Raw genomic sequence first — 17,431 nt, forward strand, 5'->3', positions numbered from 1 at the left:
CAATGCCTGCGAAGAACGGCAAAGCCACCCCTCCAGGGTTTATTGCAAAGTGTGTTGCTCGATGAATTCCACAGGCTGCATGCCGGCGCGACTCACCAGACGGTTCAGTTCGGCACGCGGCAGACGCACGGCCAGAAGGCTTCCGCCCTGCTCGTCGTGCCCTTCACTCTGAACCGCACCCAACTCGAAGAACTGGGCGCGCAAACGCGCCAACTTCTGCGGCAGACACAGGGTGCCGACGAACAGGTCGTCACCCAACAATTCCGCGATAGCTTGTTTTACCAACTCGAGACCGAGGCCATCGCGCGCTGAAACCCAGACGCGCTGGGGCTTCCCTTCGGCATCGCGCTGAATCTGAGGTTCAATCCCCTCGAGAAGGTCGAGCTTGTTGTAAACCTCCAGCATCGGCAACTCGCGCGCGCCGATCTCATCGAGAACGGCGATCACTTGTTCGATCTGCGCATCGCGCTCGGGCTCGTGGGCGTCGATGACGTGCAGCAGGAGGTCGGAGTTGCTCGACTCCTCCAGCGTCGCGCGGAACGCTTCCACCAGCTTGTGCGGCAAATGGCGAATGAAGCCCACCGTATCGGCCAGCACCACCGGCCCCAGGTCATCCAGCTCGAGCCGGCGCAGCGTGGGGTCGAGCGTGGCGAACAGCTGGTCGGCCGCATACACGTCGGAAGTGGTCAGTGCGTTGAACAGCGTGGACTTGCCGGCGTTGGTGTAGCCGACCAGGGAAACGGTGGGGATGTTCGCCCGCGTGCGTCCGCGGCGAGCCTGCTCGCGCTGGCTGCGCACCTTGTCCAGGCGTTGCCTGATCTGGCGAATGCGCACGCGCAGCAGGCGACGGTCGGTCTCGAGCTGGGTTTCACCCGGACCACGCAAACCGATACCGCCTTTCTGTCGTTCGAGGTGAGTCCAGCCGCGAACCAGCCGCGTGCTCATGTGCTCGAGCTGGGCGAGTTCGACCTGCAGCTTCCCTTCGTGGGTTCGTGCACGCTGGGCGAAGATATCGAGGATCAACCCGGTACGATCGAGCACGCGGCACTCGAAGGCGCGCTCGAGGTTGCGTTCCTGACTGGGCGTAAGGGTGTGATTGAAGATCACCAGTTCCACCTGCTCGGCCCTGACACGGTCATGCAGCTCGCTGACCTTGCCACTGCCGATCAGGTACTTGGCCGTGAACTGATGGCGCGGGACGCTGACGAAAGCCACCGTTTCCGCACCCGCAGAACGGGCAAGCTCCTGGAATTCCTGAGGATCCTCACGCGCTTCCGGATCCTGACCATCCAGGTGAACCAGAATGGCCCGCTCACCGCCTCCGGGGCGCTCAAAGAACAAGGCGGCCCCCTATCAGGCGTTGCCCGCTTCGGCCTGCTCCGACTCACTGGCGCTTGGCAACCGAACCGGACGGCTGGGCACGACGGTGGAGATCGCGTGCTTGTAGACCATTTGGCTGACGGTGTTCTTCAGCAGAATGACGAACTGGTCGAAGGATTCGATCTGGCCCTGCAGCTTGATGCCGTTGACCAGGTAGATGGAAACCGGAACGCGTTCCTTCCGTAAGATGTTCAAGTAAGGGTCTTGTAGCGAATGCCCTTTTGACATGTGCCGCACTCCTTTAAGGATCAATAGGTCTTTGGTAATTCTAACAATGGCTGGTGCCATCCCACCCCAAGGATAGTCGGCATTCGCAGGACTCAGGCCAATATGGAGACCGACTCCAGGTATTTCAAGGTTTGCGAAAGATTGTCCGGGGCCAGACTGTCCATCCAGTGTAAATCGGCCCAGCTACGCAACCAGGTGAACTGTCGCTTGGCCAACTGACGCGTCGCGATGATGCCGCGTTCGGTCATCTCATCGCGGGTCAGTTCGCCGTCCAGATGTTCCCATGCCTGGCGATAACCCACCGCTCGTATAGACGGTAACCCGGCATGCAAGTCACTTCGTCGATGCAGAACTTCGACCTCCTCGACAAAACCCTGTTCCAGCATGCCGAGAAAACGTCGGGCAATGCGCTCGTGCAGCACGTGCCGCTGAGCCGGAGCTATCGCCAGATGCGCCACAGTATAAGGCAATTGTGCCGTTCCCGACGCGTCTAGAACGGGATTTTGCGCAGCCTGTCGGCGACGGTGCTCGGTCATGCTCACGCCGCTCGCCAGGTACACCTCCAGCGCGCGCGTCACGCGCTGCGGGTCATTGCGGTGGATGCGCGCCGCCGATACCGGATCGACCTCGGCCAACTGCCGGTGCAGTGCCTCCAGCCCCTCGCTCGCCGCGCGCGCCTCCAGTTCGGCGCGTATCGCGGCATCGGCGGCGGGCATGTCGGCCAAGCCCTCGAGCAACGCCTTGTAATACAGCATGGTGCCGCCGACCAGCAGCGGAATCTTGCCGCGCCCACTGATTTCTGCCATCGCCGCCAGGGCATCTGCGCGGAAATCGGCTGCCGAGTAGGCCTCGGCGGGGTCGCGGATGTCGATCAGGCGATGGGGAAATTCGGCCAGCAGCGCCTTCGAAGGCTTGGCGGTGCCGATGTCCATGCCGCGATAGACTAGCGCGGAATCGACGCTGATCAGCTCGCAAGGCAGCGCGCGGGCGAGTTCCAGCGCCAGGTCGGTCTTGCCGGAGGCGGTCGGCCCCATGAGAAAGATGGCGGGTGGAAAGGAAGGCATGGCGGGCTCGGAAATGATCGCGGCGCCGGGTCAGCGGCCGCGCAGGAACAGCTTGTCGAGGTCGTCCATGCCCATCTGCGTCCAGGTGGGCCGGCCGTGGTTGCACTGCCCGCTGCGCTCGGTGTGCTCCATGTCGCGCAGCAAGCCGTTCATCTCGGGCAGCGTGAGGCGACGATTGGCGCGGATCGCGCCGTGGCAGGCCATGGTGCCGAGCAACTCGTTGAGGTGCGCCTGGATGCGATCGCTGCTGCCGTACTCCAGCAGATCGGCGAGCACGTCTCGCACCAGTTGTGACGACTCGGCCTGCTTGAGCAGCACCGGAATCTGGCGGATCGCCAGGCTTTCCGGGCCGAAACGCTGCAGTTCGAAGCCCAGCCGCTCGAACCAGGCCTCGTGCTCCTCGGCGCAATCGGCCTCGCGCTGGCTCACCGCGATGCTTTCCGGCACCAGCAGCGGCTGGCCGCGCAGACCCTCGCTGGCCATCGCGGTCTTCAGGCGCTCGTAGGTGATCCGCTCATGCGCGGCGTGCATGTCCACCACCACCAGCCCCTGGGCGTTCTCGGCGAGGATGTAGATGCCCTTGAGCTGGGCGATGGCGTAGCCCAGCGGCGGAATGTCGCCCTGGCTTTCCGGCAGCGCCACCGCCGGCACCTCGGCGAGCGGGGCGAAGTATTCGCGATAGGCGCCCTGCGCCTCCGCGGTCGGCAATGACGAATCCCCGCGCGGCGCCTGATAGCCACCGCTGTAGCCGCTTCCCGCCGAAGAACGCCAGGCAGGGTCGGCGGCGCTGCGCTCCAGCACGCTGGCGGCCAGGCTCATCTCGCCCTGCGGGCCGAACTCGCCGGCCTGCGTCCCGCTCGGTGCCGGCATCGCAACGGTTATGGCGCCGGCCAGCTGGTCTTCCGGGCGCACGTCGCCGAGCGCGCGATGCAGCGTGCCGTAGAGAAAATCGTGAACCATGCGGCCGTCGCGAAAGCGCACTTCATGCTTGGTCGGGTGCACGTTGACGTCGACCACCGCCGGGTCGACCTCCAGGAACAGCACGAAGGTCGGATGCCGACCGTTGAACAGCACATCGCGGTACGCCTGGCGCACGGCGTGGGCGACCAGCTTGTCGCGCACCATGCGCCCGTTGACGTAGAAATACTGCAAGTCCGCCTGACTGCGCGAGAACGTCGGCAGGCCGACCCAACCCCACAGGTGCAGGCCGTTGCGCTCGACCTCGATCGGCAGCGCCTGCTTGAGGAACGCCGGCCCGCAGACCGAGGCGACACGGCGCGCGCGGGTGATCTCGTCCGGCGCTTCGTGCAGGGCGAACACGGTCTTGCCGTTGTGCCGCAGGTGAAAGGCGACATCGAAACGCGCCAGCGCCAGGCGCTTGATGACTTCCTGCAGATGGTCGAATTCGGTCTTTTCCGCGCGCAGGAACTTGCGCCGCGCCGGGGTATTGAAGAACAGGTCGCGCACTTCCACCGAGGTGCCCACCGGATGCGCCGCGGGCTGCACCAGAGCCTCCATGTCGCGGCCTTCGGTTTCCACCTGCCACGCCTGCTCGGCATCGGCGGTGCGCGAGGTCATGGTCAGTCGCGCCACCGAGCTGATCGATGCCAGCGCCTCGCCGCGGAAGCCCAGGCTCATGACCCGTTCCAGGTCCTCGAGATCGCGAATCTTGCTGGTGGCGTGCCGCGCCAGAGCCAGCGGCAGGTCGTCGGCCGGGATGCCACCGCCGTCGTCGCGCACCCGCAGCAGCTTGATGCCGCCCTGCTCGACGTCGACGTCGATGCGCCGCGCGCCGGCGTCGAGGCTGTTTTCCAGCAGCTCCTTGATCACCGAAGCCGGTCGTTCGACCACTTCGCCGGCGGCGATCTGGTTCGCCAGCCGCGGGCTGAGCAGCTGGATGCGCTGGGCCTGGCTCATTGCTGCGAGGCCAGCGTCGTTGCGGGAATCTGCAGGGTCTGGCCGACCTTGATGGTGTCGTTCTTCAGGTCGTTGGCATTACGCAGGGCGCTCAGGCCAACCTCGTAGCGCTGGGCGATCAGCGCCAGGCTTTCGCCGGAGCTGACCACGTGCTCGCGCGGGCCAGCCGCGATCTTGCCGGCATCACGCAACCAGGCAACGTAGGTGCCCGGCGGCGGATTCTGCTGGAAGAACTGCCGCACGCCGGAATGGATCGAGCGCGCCAGCGCCTGCTGATGGCTGCGCGACTGCAGCTTGTTGGCTTCGTTGGGGTTGGAGATGAAGCCCGTCTCCACCAGGATCGACGGGATGTCCGGCGACTTCAGCACCATGAAGCCGGCCTGCTCGACACGGCGCTTGTGCAGCGGGGTGATGCGCCCCATGTTGCTCAGCACCTTCTGCCCGACGTTGAGGCTGGAGGACAGCGATGCGGTCATCGACAGGTCCAGCAGCACGCCGGCGAGCATCCGGTCCTTGTCGTCCAGGGCGACGCTGCCGGCGCCGCCGATGAGGTCCGAACGGTTCTCCGTGTCGGCCAGCCAGCGCGCGGTTTCCGAGGTGGCGCCACGGTCGGACAGGGCGAACACCGAGGCGCCGAACGCCGCCGACTTGGGCGCCGCGTCGGCGTGGATGGAAACGAACAGGTCGGCGCCTTTCTTGCGGGCGATCTCGGTGCGTTTGCGCAGCGGGATGAAGTAGTCGCCGGTACGCGTCAGCTCGGCGCGGTAGCCCTTCTCGGCGTTGATCTGGCGCTGCAGCTCCTTGGCGATCTCCAGCACCACGTCCTTCTCGTGAACGCCTTTCGGACCGATGGCGCCGGGGTCGTCGCCGCCGTGGCCGGCGTCGATGGCGATAATGATGTCACGCTTGCCGCCCGGCACCGGCGGCAGCTTGGCGTTCGGCTTGGCCGGCGTGACGGGCGCGACCGGCTCGCTGGCGATGGTGGTCGGCGGCAGCTCGGGCGCGGTGGAGGCGCCTTCGTCGTAGAGGTCGACCACCAGGCGATCGCCGTACTGCTGGTTGGGCGGCAGGGTGAAACTCTTCGGCGTGACCGGCGCCGACAGGTCGATGACCAGGCGCAGGTCGGTGGGCGAGCGTTGCGCGGCGCGCACGCCCTTGATCGGCGTATTGGCCAGGGCCAGCTTGTCCAGCGAGGTGGTCATCTGCGCGCCGCTGATATCGACCACGATGCGATCCGGGGCGCTGAGGGTGAACACGCTGTGCTGCACCGGCCCGCTGAGATCGAAGACCAGGCGGGTGTTGTCCGGCGCGCGCCAGAGACGGACGCTGCGCACATCCGAGGCCGCCAGCACATCGCCAGCCAAGACGATCAGCAGCACTCCGATTCCCGCGAACAGCGCGCGCATGCGCATGGATATCCCCTTTCTGTTGTTCATACGTCCCCAGCCAGGGTCGCGCACCAGGCATTTCCACGTGCGCCCTGTGACACCAGACGCAGGGATCGGCCTCCGTCTTGGGGGCTAATGGTAATGTCCAGGTCCGCCCTTGGCAAAATGCCGCGGCCTCGCTGCGGCCATTCCACCAGACAAAGTGCATCGTCCGCGAAGTAATCGCGAATGCCAAGGAATTCAAGCTCTTCGGGATCACTCAAGCGATAAAGGTCGAAGTGGAAAACCCGCTTTTCGCCGAGCTCGTACGGCTCGACCAGAGTAAAGGTCGGGCTCTTGACCGCGCCCGCGTGGCCCAGGCCCCGGATGATCCCGCGCGACAGGGTGGTCTTGCCGGCGCCCAGGTCACCGTGCAGGTAGATCACGCCCCGGCCTTCGCTGACCTCCGCGAGGCGCGCGCCCAGGGCGTACATCGCATCCTCGTCGGCGGCGAACAGGGTCACTTCACGCATGGCGATTGCTCCTCGAGAAGCGTGCGGATGACCGGTATCAGGTCGCTGGCCGCCAGCCCGCGCCCCTCCGGCCCCAGCCGCTCGCCCGCCGCCGCATGCAGCCAGACGCCCAGGCAGGCTGCCTCGAATGCGGGCAGACCCTGCGCGTACAAGGCGCCGACCAGGCCGGCGAGCACATCGCCAAGGCCGGCCGTAGCCATCGCCGGATGGCCACGGTCGCACAGCGCCAGCCGCCCGTCCGGCGCGGCGACCAGGCTGCCGGCGCCCTTGAGCACCACCACCGCCTGGTAGCGTTCCGCCAACGCCTTCGCCGCGGCGGGACGGTCGGCCTGTACGTCGGCGATGGAACAGCCGAGCAGGCGCGCCGCCTCGCCCGGATGCGGCGTGATCACCGCCTGGGCCGGCAGGGAAACCGCGCCGGCGGCCAGCAGGTTCAGCGCATCGGCGTCCCATACCTGCGGCTTCTCGCTGCCGGCGGCGACCGAGAGCAGGCTGCGGCCCCAGGCGCCCTGCCCGAGGCCCGGGCCGGCCACCAGCAGATCGGCCTTGTCGACCAGCGCCAGCAGCTGATTGGCCGACTCCACGCCCGCGCTCATGATTTCCGGGCAGCGTGCCTGCGCCGCCGCCAGGTTGGCGCCGCGGGTCGCCAGGGAGACCATGCCGGCGCCGCTGCGCAGCGCGCTCTGTGCCGTGAGCAGGCCGGCGCCGCCGGTGCCGCGGTCGCCGGCAATCGCCAGCAGGTGGCCGAACTGGCCCTTGTGCGCGGTGGCGCGACGCGCCGGCAGGAGCGGCAACGTCCCAGGCGCCAGGCGCTCGGCGGCCCGTTCGGTGTGCGCCACCTGTAGCGGATCGGCCTGCAGATCGTCGAACACCAGCTCGCCGACCCGATCCGGCGCGCTGCCGGTGAACAGGCCGAGCTTGAGGCCGATGAAGGTCACGGTGAGGTCGGCGCGAATCGCCACGCCCAGTTCGCGCCCGGTATCGGCGCAGAGGCCGGAAGGGATGTCCACCGCCAGCACCGGCAGCCCGCTGGCGTTGACCAGGCGAATCAGCTGCGCGTAAGGCTCGCGCACGGCATCGCGGGCACCGGTGCCGAGCAGAGCATCGACCAGCACACCGTCGAACAGCGGGCAGTCGCTACAGGCCTGGACGCCCACGCCGGCCGCCCTTGCCTCCTCGAACGCGAGCGCGGCGTCGCCACGCAATGCCGAAGGCTCGCCGAGGGCCAACACCTGCGCGCGCCAGCCGGCGCGTTGCGCCAGGGCGGCGACCAGATAGCCGTCGCCGGCGTTGTTGCCGGCACCGGCCAGCACGGTGAGCGCGCCCGCCTCCGGCCAGCGGCGGCGCAGGGCGCGCCAGGCCGCGTGGGCGGCGCGCTGCATCAGCTCGAAACCGGGCGTGCCGGCGGCAATCAGGCGGGCATCGAGGTCGCGGACCTGAGCGGCGCGGTACAGGGCGGTGGGCAGATCGTCGCGTGGATGCGGCATGTGCAACTCCAATGTCTGGCAGAATTATACCTACCTCGCCCCTCGGTTTCTCCGCTCGCCATGCCCAGCTCGCCGCCCGATCTCGTCCTGCTCGCGCAGTCCATCAAGGACTGGGGCCGCGAGCTCGGCTTCCAGCAGGTCGGCATCGCCGGGCTCGACCTGCGCGAGCACGAGGCGCACCTGCAGCGCTGGCTCGACGCCGGCTACCAGGGCGAGATGGACTATATGGCCGCGCACGGCACGAAACGTTCGCGCCCCGACGAGCTGGTGCCGGGCACGCTGCGGGTGGTTTCGCTGCGCATGGATTACCTGCCCGGCGACACGCGCATGAGCCAGCGCCTGGCCGAGGCGCAGAGCGCCTACGTCTCGCGCTATGCGCTGGGCCGCGACTACCACAAGCTGATCCGCAAACGCCTGCAACAACTGGCCGAACGCATCCAGACGGTGATCGGGCCATTCGGCCATCGCGCCTTCGTCGACAGCGCCCCGGTGCTGGAGAAGGCCATCGCCGAGCAGGCCGGGCTGGGCTGGATCGGCAAGAACACCCTGGTGCTCAACCGCAAGGCCGGCAGCTGGTTCTTCCTCGGCGAGCTGTTCGTCGACCTGCCGCTGCCGGTCGATGCGCCGCACGCCAGCGAGCACTGCGGCCGCTGCAGCGCCTGCCTGGAGATCTGCCCCACCGGCGCCTTCGTCGGCCCCTACGTGCTGGACGCGCGACGCTGCATTTCCTACCTGACCATCGAGCTGAAGGGCGCGATTCCCGAAGACCTGCGCGGACTGATCGGCAACCGCGTGTTCGGCTGCGACGACTGCCAGATCGTCTGCCCGTGGAACCGCTTCGCCCGACCCACCGAGCAGGCCGACTTCCAACCGCGCCACGGCCTGGACAACGCCGAGCTGGCCGAGCTGTTTCGTTGGAGCGAAGAGGAATTTCTCAGCCGCACCGAAGGCTCGCCGCTGCGCCGCGCCGGCTACGAGCGCTGGCTGCGCAATCTGGCGGTGGGGCTGGGCAACGCGCCCTCCACCATAGCGGTGATCGAGGCATTGCAGGCGCGCCGCGACTATCCATCCGAGCTGGTTCGCGAGCACGTCAGCTGGGCCCTGCAGCGCCACGGTCAGGCTTGAGAAACCCTGTTCCCTGATAGCGCGATGCTGCGGAAATGCCAGGCTCGCTCGCCCCGCCGTAGGGTATGCCGTGCGCACCAAGACCGCCGATTCGCCGCGGTGCGCAGGGCGCACCCTGCAAAAGCCGATCACGCCGTGTGCTGCAAACGCGGATACAGGCATGAAAAGGCCCGCATCGAGCGGGCCTTTTTGCGTTTCAGACCTTGAGGAAATGCTCACGGTAGTAGCGCAGCTCGGCGATCGATTCGCGGATGTCGTCCAGCGCCTGGTGCGTGCCCTGCTTCTGGAAGCCGTCCTTGAGCTGCGGCGCCCAGAGCCCGGCGAGAATCTTCAGGGTCGACACGTCCAGGTTGCGGTAATGGAAGTAACCCTCGAGGTTGCGCATGTAGCGCGCGAGGAAGCGCCGGTCCTGGCCGATGCTGTTGCCGCAGATCGGCGATTTGCCCTTCGGCACCCATTGCTCGAGGAAGGCGATGGTCTGCGCCTCCGCCTCGGCCACGCCGATCGTGCTCTCGCGCACGCGCTGCGTCAGGCCGCTCTGGCCGTGGGTGCGGGTGTTCCACTCGTCCATGCCGGCGAGGAGCTCGTCGCTCTGGTGCACGGCGATCACCGGACCTTCGGCGAGCACATTGAGGTCGCTGTCGGTGACGATGGTGGCCATCTCGATGATGACATCGGTCTCCGGTTCGAGGCCGGTCATTTCCAGGTCGATCCAGATCAGGTTTTGCGGGTTCTGCATGATGGTTTCCTCTGCACAGGCCGCCAGTCTAACCAAAGCGCCGGGGTCGCGCGCCGTCAGCGATTCGGCCGCCACACCAGCAGGCGCGAGGCGCGCCAGTCGTCCAGCGGGATGACCTGCTCGGCCGGCACGCCGGGGATCTCGAAGCTGTTGCTGACCAGCCGCGCACCACGGCGCATCTGCGTGCGCGCCTTCTCCCACAGCCGCGGCATCGGCGCTGGCGAGAGGAAACAGTAGACCAGGTCGAAGTCGCCCAGCTCGGCCTTCCACAGGCTGCCGTAGCGAATCCGGCAGTTGCGCCGCGGCAGGCAGCGCAGCCAGGACATCAGGAAGCTCAGCGGCGCGCTCTCGACCCCGACGAAGCGCGCCTGCGGGTAGTCGCGCGCCAGCCGGCAGAGGGTGCCGCCGAGGCCGCTGCCGAGGTCGATGAAGGCGAAATCCGCAGGCAATTCGCGCAGCAGATCGCTCAGCGCGCGCTCGCCGCGACGACCGGTGAGATACAGCGGCACGCGCTCGCCCAGGCTGTTCCAGTTCAACAGCAGCAGGCCCAGGAAGCCGGCCAGCGGCACCCAGCGCGGCAGATCGCCCGCGTTCAGCGCGAGCAGCGCCGGAACGAATGCCAGGTTGATCGGCAGCCACCACGGCGAGAGCCCCAGCCAGCGTCCCAGCGAGGCGGCCAGCGCCCCCTGCAGGAGCGCCGCACCGAGCAGCGGCGGTCGCCAGTGCAGCGCCTTGACCGCCAGCAGCACCAGCGCCATCACCAGCGCCGAGGCGACCAGTTGCAGCAGCAGCGCGAGCAGCAGCGGGACGCGCCGACCCAGCTCGTTCAATTCGCGTATCAGCATTCCAGGGCCCGTTTCCGTCTCGTTCGCCAGGCGGCGCAGTGTAATGGAGCCGCCGCGCGGCGCCAGTGATGCAGTGCCCGCATGCTAGACTCGCCGGCCGAATCATCCAGCAGTCACCGCACACCATGGCCAAACGCCAACTCAACCGCCGGCAAAGCTGGCGCATCGAGAAAGTCCAGGAAGAACGCGCCGCCCGTGCGGCCAAGCGCGAGTCGCGCGCGCTCGACGAACTCGAGGGCGGCGACCTGGGGCCGGAGCAGACCGGCCTGGTGATCGCGCACTTCGGCGTGCAGGTCGAGGTGGAAGCCGAGGACGGCGAAATCCGCGGCCAGGTATTCCGCTGCCACCTGCGCGCCAACCTGCCGGCGCTGGTCACTGGCGACCGCGTCGTCTGGCGCGCCGGCAACCAGGGCAATGGCGTGATCGTCGCCCAGCTGCCGCGCAATTCCGAGCTGTGCCGCCCGGACAGCCGCGGGCAGCTCAAGCCGGTGGCGGCCAACGTCGATCTGATCGTGATCGTCTTCGCCCCGCTGCCCGAGCCCCACGCCAACCTGATCGACCGCTACCTGATCGCCGCCGAACACGCCGGCATCCGGCCGTTGCTGCTGTTGAACAAGGCCGACCTGGTGGATGAACAGAACGGTCCGCGGCTGAACGCGCTGCTGGCCGTGTATCGCCAGCTCGGCTACCCGCTGATGGAGGTTTCCGCCCACGAAGGCGGTGGCATGGAGGCGCTGCAGGCGCGGCTGGACGGCCACGTCAGCGTGTTCGTCGGGCAGTCCGGGGTCGGCAAGTCATCCCTGGTGAACAGCCTGCTGCCGGGCGTCGACACCCGCGTCGGCGGGCTTTCGGAAGTCACCGGCAAGGGCACGCACACCACCACGACCGCCCGGCTGTTCCACTTCCCCGGTGGCGGCGAGCTGATCGATTCCCCCGGCATCCGCGAATTCGGCCTCGGCCATGTGAGCCGCGACGATGTGGAAGCCGGTTTCATCGAGTTCGCCGACCTGCTCGGCACCTGCCGCTTCCGCGACTGCAAGCACGACCGCGAACCCGGTTGCGCACTGCTCAAGGCGCTCGAGGAAGGGCGCATCCAGCCACAACGGATAGCCAGTTACCGGCACATCATCGCCAGCCTGCCGGACGCGGACTTCTAGGAAAGTCGGCGCCCCCCCGATCGAGGGACGCGGGCGGTTTACCGATCGGCGCGGCGCTCCACGCGCAATCCACCCTGTTCGAAGACGTTCTGCCGCGTAGCGACACCCGGCGACGGCGCCGCATTCGAAGCACCGGGCGCTCCGCCCGACGCGGGGGCGGGAACCGGCATGCCCGGCTCGTGAGTGGGAGCGGCCTCAGGCTCGGCAGGCTTTTGCTTATCCGCCGGCGGCTGGCCGCCGGGGCTCTGGCTGCCTTCGATGGCGCGCTCGGCCTTCTTCGTCAGCACCGTGATGTCGATCCGACGGTTGACCGGATTCAGCGGATTTTCGCGATCGAAAGGCACCGACGAGGCATAGCCGACCACCCGAGCCACCTGCTCCTCCGGATAGCCGCCGGTCACCAGCGCGCGGCGCGCGGCGTTCGCGCGCCCGGCGGAAAGCTCCCAGTTGCCCATCCCGCCCGCGCCACCGACGAAGGGCGTGGCATCGGTATGCCCGCTGATGCTGATCTTGTTCGGCACCGCCTTGATGGTGTCGGACATGCTCAGCAGGATGTCCTCGAAATACGGCTGCAACTGTGCACTGCCCAAGGCGAACATCGGCCGGTTGGCGGCGTCCTGGATCTGGATGCGCAACCCGTTGGGGGTGATCTCGAACAGGATCTGGTCCTTGAAGCGCTTCAGCTCGGGGCTTTCGTCGACCTTGTTCTGCAGCTCCTGCAGCAGTAGTTCGAGGCGCTCGTTTTCCACCTGTTCGGCGAGTTTTTCCGCCTTCTGCGCCTCGATCGTCTCCGCATCGAGCTTGCTCGGGTCCTTGGTCTGCTCGCCCTGCAGCTTGAGGTCTTCGCTGTCCGGGCTGATGCGGGTCTCGTCGCCGTCGGGCTGGGCCTGGATTTCCGGGTTGAGGGTGCGATCCGGCGCCGGCGTCGGCGTACCGCCAAGATCGATCACGTAGGGGCTGGCGCTTTCGGTGAAGCCGATCGGGTCCTGGAAGTAGCCGGCGATGGCCTTCTTCTGCTCGGGGGTGGCCGAGGACATCAGCCAGAGCACCAGGAAGAACGCCATCATGGCGGTCGCGAAGTCGGCGAAGGCGATCTTCCAGGCACCGCCGTGGTGCCCGCCGGCGATCTTCTTGACCCGCTTTACGATGATCGGCTGGTTGTTTTCCATGGTTCAGGCCTCAGCTGCCGCGCATCGCCTGTTCGAGCTCGGTGAAACTCGGCCGGTGCGCCGGGAACAGCACCTTGCGCCCGAACTCCACCGCAAGGGTCGGCGGCATGCCGGATGCTGAGGAAACCAGCGTTGCCTTGATCGCCTCGTATACGTTCAGCTCTTCCTTGGCATCGTGTTCCAGCGAGACCGAGAGCGGGCCGAAGAAGCCGTAGGCCGCGAGAATACCGAGAAAGGTGCCGACCAGCGCCGCGCCGACGTGGGTGCCAAGCTCGGCCTGAGCCACTTCGCCGAGCAGCGCCATGGTGACCACGATGCCCAGCACCGCGGCGACGATACCGAAACCCGGCAGGCCGTCCGCGACACGGTTGACCGCGTGGGCCGGATGCTCCAGTTCCTCCTTGATGCTGGCGAGCTCCATGTCGAAGAGCCCCTCCAACTCGTGCGGCGCCATGTTGCCGGACGACATGATGCGCAGGTAGTCGCAGATGTAGGCGGTCATTCCGGCGTCCTTGAGGATGCCGGGGTACTTGCTGAAGATCGGGCTGGCGGCGGGGTCCTCGACATCGGCCTCGATGGCCATCATCCCCTCGCGGCGACTCTTGTTGAGGATCTCGTAGAGCAGCTTGAGGATTTCCAGGTAGTAGGCGTGGTTGAAGCGCGAACCGAACATCTTCAGCGACTTCTTGAACACATGCATGAAGGTGCTGCCGGGGTTGGCCTGGAGGAAGGCCCCCAGCGCCGCGCCGCCGATGATCATGACTTCGAACGGCTGGATGAGCGCGCCGATCTTGCCGTGGGAAAGCACGTATCCGCCGAGCACGCTGGCGAATACGACGATGATGCCGATGATTTTTGCCATAAAAAGGGACGCTTGAGAGGAATAGAAAGGGGAGCTGCCAAAACAGCCCTTCTATTTATCGGAAAATTTGCGCCAGACTATAGGCCCTCCCGGGTAAAAGCCAGCCGACCCCGCCATGCCGACCGAATTGCCCGTACCCCGCACGCTAGAAGGTTGGCTCAAGCAACTCGATGACATTCGCCTGCCGATACCGGCGGGCCATCATCGCCAGGTGAGTCTGGCACTCTCCGACAACCAGCGATCACTGCGTGAGATCGCCGACCTGATTGAAGATAGCCCAGCCTTGGCACTTGCGGTGCTGCGCGAAGCGAATCGTCGGACCGGGGCATTGGGCGAGCCGGCGGAAAGCCTCGAGCAGGCCCTCACCCGACTGGGCCTCAAGCGTGCCGAGGAGCTGTTGCAGCGCCTGCCGGCCGTCGACGAACGGCAGATTCCCCAATCGCTGCGCCAGATGCAGCTGATAGGCCAGCATGCCAGCCAGCAAGCCAGCGGGTTGTTCGGCGCGCGCCTGGCGCGGCTCTGGCAGGAAATCCATTGGGGCAGCCTGTTGTTCCTCTCGCCGCTGTGGCCGCTGCTGGTGGCGCACCCGACACTCTTCGCCACCTGGGAGCGGCGTGTGCTCGGCCAGCACGAACCGGCGAGCAAGGTCGAACGCGACCTGCTCGGCGTGCCTGCTGTGCGCCTGTGCCAGGCGCTGGCCGAACACTGGCGGCTGCCGGCGTGGATCGTCCAGGGCTATCGCCTGCTGGGCAACGACCGCCGACTGCTGGTCAAGGCACTGCATATCGCCAGGGAGAACGCCCATCCGCTGCACCAGCAACAGTTGCTCGATGCCGACCCGCCGCTGCGCCGCTGGCTGACCCAGCCCTCCAACACGGTGCTGCTGGCCAACGGCCTGGCGCTGTCCGCGCACGACGCCTGGGACAGCCCGCACAGCCTGCGCTGGCAGCGCTGGGCCGGGCTCTACCTGCAGATGCCGCTGGATGAGCTGCAGCAGGCGATTCATCAGCAGGCCGCGACCAGCGCACGCCTGCACCGCTGCGACGCCGATCTCTGGCACCCGGCGCAGGCGCTGATCTGGCCCTGGCAGGCGCGCCGTCTGCAGCAGGCGCCCGCACAGGCCGCCCCACCCAAGGCCGAGCAACTCGCGGAGTGGCGCAAGCGATGCGGCGAACTGCTGGCCGAGCCGAGCGGCTTCGCCAACCTCCAGCAACTATTGGTCGCCGCCAGCGCCGCCCTGAAAGCCTGTGGCATGCGCCGCGGGATGCTGCTGCTCGTCGATCGCAGCCACCAGCGCCTGTCGGTCCAGCAGACCTTCGGCCTGCCGAAGGACGCCGCGCAGCTGAACCTCGCCCCGGCGAACAGCCAGGTGCTGCAGCGCCTGGTGAGCGCGCCAGGGCAACTGCGCCTGAATCCGCAGAACCGCGCCCAGTATGCGGCGCTGATTCCGGACGGTCTGAAAGCCCTGTTCCCCGGCGAGCACCTGTTGCTGCGCTCGATCGCGCACAAGGGCAAGGTCACCCTGCTGCTGGCGCTCGATCAGGACGGGCTGCCGTTCGCCGATGTCAGCCTGCAGGCGTTCGGCAAAACCGTGCAATGCATCGAGCGCGCGCTGGCCAGCTTCGCCCGGCGCGGGCACTGAGCTTTCCGCTACAATCGGCCCTCTTCCTTTTCCGAAGGGTCCGCAATGTCCACGTTCTCCACCCTGCCCCTGGTGATAGAGCCCAGCGATCTGGCCAGCCGCCTGAAAGCTCCCGAGCTGATCCTGGTCGATCTGACCAGCACCGCGCGCTATGCCGAAGGGCACCTGCCCGGCGCCCGCTTCGTCGACCCCAAACGCACCCAGTCGGGCCAGGCTTCGGCGCCTGGCCTGGTGCCGCCGCAGGCCGACCTCGAGCGTCTGTTCGGCGAACTCGGGCACCGAGAGGAAGCCGTCTACGTGGTCTACGACGACGAGGGCGGCGGCTGGGCCGGCCGCTTCATCTGGCTGCTCGACGTGATCGGACACCGGCATTACCACTACCTCAACGGCGGATTGCCGGCCTGGCTGGGCGAGGGCCTGCCGCTGAGCACCGAGGTTCCGGCTGTGGTCGGCGGCCCGCTGCCGCTGGCGCTGCATGAGGAGCCCACCGCCAGCCGCGACTACCTGCAGAGCCGCCTCGGCACCGACGACCTGGTCGTCTGGGACGCCCGCGGCCCGCTGGAGTACAGCGGCGAGAAGGTCCTCGCGGCCAAGGGCGGGCACGTGCCCGGCGCGATCAACTTCGAATGGACCGCGGGCATGGACCCGGCGCGCGCGTTGCGCATCCGCGAGGATATCGGCGAGCGCATCGCCGCGCTGGGGATCACCCCCGACAAGGAAATCATCACCCACTGCCAGACCCACCATCGCTCCGGCTTCACCTATCTGGTGGCCAAGGCGCTGGGCTACCCGCGGGTCAAGGGTTACGCCGGCTCCTGGTCGGAATGGGGCAACCACCCCGACACCCCCGTCGAGCGCTAAGGACAATTCAATGAAAGATCGCCTGTTCATCTTCATCCAGTACATCACCCCGCATCACCTGCTCTCGCGGCTCGCCGGCTGCCTGGCCGAGTGCCGGGTCGGCTGGTTGAAGAACGCCTTCATCACTGCGTTCGTGCGTCACTTCCAGGTCGACATGAGCCAGGCGCGGGTCGAAGACCCCACCACCTACGAGAACTTCAACGCCTTCTTCACCCGCGCCCTGAAAGACGGAGCGCGTCCGCTCGACCCGACGCCGAACGCGGTCATCTGCCCGGTCGACGGGGCGATCAGCCAGCTCGGTCCGATCGAAAGCGGGCGCATCTTCCAGGCCAAGGGCCACAACTACAGCGTACTCGAACTGCTCGGCGGCGACGCCGAGCGCGCGGCGCCCTTCATGGGCGGCGAGTTCGCCACCATCTATCTGTCGCCCAAGGACTACCACCGCATTCACATGCCGCTGGCCGGCACCCTGCGCGAGATGGTTCACGTTCCCGGCAGGATCTTCTCGGTGAACACCGTCACCGCGCAGAACGTGCCGGAACTCTTCGCCCGCAACGAGCGGGTGGTCTGCCTGTTCGATACCGAGCGGGGGCCAATGGCGATGGTGCTGGTCGGCGCGATGATCGTCGCGAGCATCGAAACCGTCTGGGCCGGGCTGGTCACGCCGCCGAAGCGAACCCTGCGCAGCTGGCGCTACGACGAGACCGCGCGCGCACCGATCCATCTGGAGAAAGGCGCCGAGATGGGCCGCTTCAAGCTGGGCTCCACCGTGATCCTGCTGTTCGGGCCGGAACAGGTGAGCTGGGCGGAACAGCTCGCCGCACTGACGCCGGTATGCATGGGCCAGTCGTTGGCGCAGGCGAAAACCGCTCCGGCGCTGGACGCAGCCCCCGGCGACCCGCTGCCGCCGCTCTGAAAGGTGCCGCGAATCAATGCGCCGGGGCGAAAGCACCGGCGCAGGCGCCGCAGTGATGTCAGAATGGCTGCGGACGCCTCGTGATGCTGCTAAAGTTCTGGAAATTCACTAATTTTTACCCGCGCAGCGTCGGAGTACT

16 protein-coding genes are annotated in these 17,431 nt (G+C 67.2%); 5 read left to right on the forward strand and 11 right to left on the reverse strand.

Annotated elements, in window-relative coordinates; translation table 11 throughout:
* Positions 1 to 39: 39 nt before the first annotated feature.
* From hflX to BLV15_RS01030, 7 genes are all read right to left on the reverse strand, one after another.
* The gene (gene hflX / locus BLV15_RS01000) at positions 40 to 1,341 is read right to left on the reverse strand and encodes a ribosome rescue GTPase HflX (protein WP_090223839.1); all 1,302 of its coding nucleotides are present in this window, start codon (positions 1,339 to 1,341) and stop codon (positions 40 to 42) included.
* A gap of 12 nt (positions 1,342 to 1,353) precedes the next feature.
* Positions 1,354 to 1,608, reverse strand: a complete 255-nt coding sequence (hfq, locus tag BLV15_RS01005; RefSeq protein ID WP_090223841.1) for an RNA chaperone Hfq — start codon at positions 1,606 to 1,608, stop codon at positions 1,354 to 1,356.
* 92 nt (positions 1,609 to 1,700) lie between these two features.
* The gene (miaA, locus tag BLV15_RS01010) at positions 1,701 to 2,672 is read right to left on the reverse strand and encodes a tRNA (adenosine(37)-N6)-dimethylallyltransferase MiaA (RefSeq protein ID WP_090223842.1); all 972 of its coding nucleotides are present in this window, start codon (positions 2,670 to 2,672) and stop codon (positions 1,701 to 1,703) included.
* A 30-nt stretch (positions 2,673 to 2,702) separates the two neighbouring features.
* A complete protein-coding gene (gene mutL, locus BLV15_RS01015; protein ID WP_090223843.1) occupies positions 2,703 to 4,589 on the reverse strand; it encodes a DNA mismatch repair endonuclease MutL in 1,887 nt (628 codons plus the stop codon).
* On the reverse strand, positions 4,586 to 6,001 hold the full coding sequence (locus BLV15_RS01020; protein ID WP_090223845.1) for an N-acetylmuramoyl-L-alanine amidase: 1,416 nt from the start codon (positions 5,999 to 6,001) through the stop codon (positions 4,586 to 4,588). The genes mutL and BLV15_RS01020 overlap by 4 nt, the downstream gene beginning before the upstream one ends.
* Before the next feature lie 20 nt (positions 6,002 to 6,021).
* Entirely contained in the window at positions 6,022 to 6,489 is a 468-nt protein-coding gene (tsaE, locus tag BLV15_RS01025; RefSeq protein WP_090223846.1) for a tRNA (adenosine(37)-N6)-threonylcarbamoyltransferase complex ATPase subunit type 1 TsaE, read from the reverse strand.
* Positions 6,477 to 7,976: an NAD(P)H-hydrate dehydratase gene (locus BLV15_RS01030; protein ID WP_090223848.1), complete on the reverse strand. Its 1,500-nt coding sequence runs from the start codon at positions 7,974 to 7,976 to the stop codon at positions 6,477 to 6,479. Before BLV15_RS01030 ends, tsaE begins: the two co-directional genes overlap by 13 nt.
* Before the next feature lie 60 nt (positions 7,977 to 8,036).
* Here BLV15_RS01030 and queG point away from each other — a divergent pair, with 60 nt between their 5' ends.
* Positions 8,037 to 9,101: a tRNA epoxyqueuosine(34) reductase QueG gene (queG, locus tag BLV15_RS01035; RefSeq protein WP_090223850.1), complete on the forward strand. Its 1,065-nt coding sequence runs from the start codon at positions 8,037 to 8,039 to the stop codon at positions 9,099 to 9,101.
* Between the two features lie 196 nt (positions 9,102 to 9,297).
* Here queG and orn read toward each other — a convergent pair whose 3' ends face one another.
* Positions 9,298 to 9,840 carry an oligoribonuclease gene (gene orn / locus BLV15_RS01040; protein ID WP_090223851.1) on the reverse strand — a complete coding sequence of 181 codons (543 nt, stop codon included), beginning with the start codon at positions 9,838 to 9,840 and terminating at the stop codon, positions 9,298 to 9,300.
* A gap of 56 nt (positions 9,841 to 9,896) precedes the next feature.
* Positions 9,897 to 10,685, reverse strand: coding sequence for a class I SAM-dependent methyltransferase (locus tag BLV15_RS01045; RefSeq protein WP_090223853.1), 789 nt, complete (start codon positions 10,683 to 10,685; stop codon positions 9,897 to 9,899).
* Between the two features lie 125 nt (positions 10,686 to 10,810).
* On the opposite strand from BLV15_RS01045, the gene rsgA reads away from it, so the two are divergent.
* Complete coding sequence (rsgA, locus tag BLV15_RS01050; RefSeq protein ID WP_090223855.1) at positions 10,811 to 11,842, forward strand: small ribosomal subunit biogenesis GTPase RsgA; 1,032 nt, start codon at positions 10,811 to 10,813, stop codon at positions 11,840 to 11,842.
* A gap of 38 nt (positions 11,843 to 11,880) precedes the next feature.
* Here rsgA and motB read toward each other — a convergent pair whose 3' ends face one another.
* The gene (gene motB, locus BLV15_RS01055; protein WP_090223857.1) at positions 11,881 to 13,011 is read right to left on the reverse strand and encodes a flagellar motor protein MotB; all 1,131 of its coding nucleotides are present in this window, start codon (positions 13,009 to 13,011) and stop codon (positions 11,881 to 11,883) included.
* A 10-nt stretch (positions 13,012 to 13,021) separates the two neighbouring features.
* On the reverse strand, positions 13,022 to 13,873 hold the full coding sequence (motA, locus tag BLV15_RS01060; protein WP_090223859.1) for a flagellar motor stator protein MotA: 852 nt from the start codon (positions 13,871 to 13,873) through the stop codon (positions 13,022 to 13,024).
* Positions 13,874 to 13,988: 115 nt separating this feature from the next.
* Here motA and BLV15_RS01065 point away from each other — a divergent pair, with 115 nt between their 5' ends.
* From BLV15_RS01065 to asd, 3 genes are read left to right on the forward strand one after another with little or no spacing between them, the layout of a single operon-like run.
* A complete protein-coding gene (locus BLV15_RS01065) occupies positions 13,989 to 15,515 on the forward strand; it encodes an HDOD domain-containing protein (protein WP_090223861.1) in 1,527 nt (508 codons plus the stop codon).
* 45 nt (positions 15,516 to 15,560) lie between these two features.
* On the forward strand, positions 15,561 to 16,376 hold the full coding sequence (rhdA, locus tag BLV15_RS01070) for a thiosulfate sulfurtransferase (RefSeq protein ID WP_090223863.1): 816 nt from the start codon (positions 15,561 to 15,563) through the stop codon (positions 16,374 to 16,376).
* 10 nt (positions 16,377 to 16,386) lie between these two features.
* Positions 16,387 to 17,292 carry an archaetidylserine decarboxylase gene (gene asd, locus BLV15_RS01075; RefSeq protein ID WP_090223864.1) on the forward strand — a complete coding sequence of 302 codons (906 nt, stop codon included), beginning with the start codon at positions 16,387 to 16,389 and terminating at the stop codon, positions 17,290 to 17,292.
* Positions 17,293 to 17,431: the final 139 nt, after the last annotated feature.

It is taken from the genome of Pseudomonas kuykendallii (assembly GCF_900106975.1).
GTDB lineage: Bacteria > Pseudomonadota > Gammaproteobacteria > Pseudomonadales > Pseudomonadaceae > Pseudomonas_O > Pseudomonas_O kuykendallii.

What these genes read in the sequence shown, in the direction of transcription:
- BLV15_RS01065 (WP_090223861.1), top strand. Translation starts at nt 13,989, where the DNA reads ATGCCGACCGAATTGCCCGTACCCCGCACGCTAGAAGGTTGGCTCAAG.
- motA (WP_090223859.1), bottom strand. Translation starts at nt 13,873, where the DNA reads ATGGCAAAAATCATCGGCATCATCGTCGTATTCGCCAGCGTGCTCGGC.
- hfq (WP_090223841.1), bottom strand. Translation starts at nt 1,608, where the DNA reads ATGTCAAAAGGGCATTCGCTACAAGACCCTTACTTGAACATCTTACGG.
- BLV15_RS01020 (WP_090223845.1), bottom strand. Translation starts at nt 6,001, where the DNA reads ATGCGCATGCGCGCGCTGTTCGCGGGAATCGGAGTGCTGCTGATCGTC.
- miaA (WP_090223842.1), bottom strand. Translation starts at nt 2,672, where the DNA reads ATGCCTTCCTTTCCACCCGCCATCTTTCTCATGGGGCCGACCGCCTCC.
- rsgA (WP_090223855.1), top strand. Translation starts at nt 10,811, where the DNA reads ATGGCCAAACGCCAACTCAACCGCCGGCAAAGCTGGCGCATCGAGAAA.
- BLV15_RS01045 (WP_090223853.1), bottom strand. Translation starts at nt 10,685, where the DNA reads ATGCTGATACGCGAATTGAACGAGCTGGGTCGGCGCGTCCCGCTGCTG.
- orn (WP_090223851.1), bottom strand. Translation starts at nt 9,840, where the DNA reads ATGCAGAACCCGCAAAACCTGATCTGGATCGACCTGGAAATGACCGGC.
- asd (WP_090223864.1), top strand. Translation starts at nt 16,387, where the DNA reads ATGAAAGATCGCCTGTTCATCTTCATCCAGTACATCACCCCGCATCAC.
- BLV15_RS01030 (WP_090223848.1), bottom strand. Translation starts at nt 7,976, where the DNA reads ATGCCGCATCCACGCGACGATCTGCCCACCGCCCTGTACCGCGCCGCT.
- tsaE (WP_090223846.1), bottom strand. Translation starts at nt 6,489, where the DNA reads ATGCGTGAAGTGACCCTGTTCGCCGCCGACGAGGATGCGATGTACGCC.
- queG (WP_090223850.1), top strand. Translation starts at nt 8,037, where the DNA reads ATGCCCAGCTCGCCGCCCGATCTCGTCCTGCTCGCGCAGTCCATCAAG.
- motB (WP_090223857.1), bottom strand. Translation starts at nt 13,011, where the DNA reads ATGGAAAACAACCAGCCGATCATCGTAAAGCGGGTCAAGAAGATCGCC.
- rhdA (WP_090223863.1), top strand. Translation starts at nt 15,561, where the DNA reads ATGTCCACGTTCTCCACCCTGCCCCTGGTGATAGAGCCCAGCGATCTG.
- mutL (WP_090223843.1), bottom strand. Translation starts at nt 4,589, where the DNA reads ATGAGCCAGGCCCAGCGCATCCAGCTGCTCAGCCCGCGGCTGGCGAAC.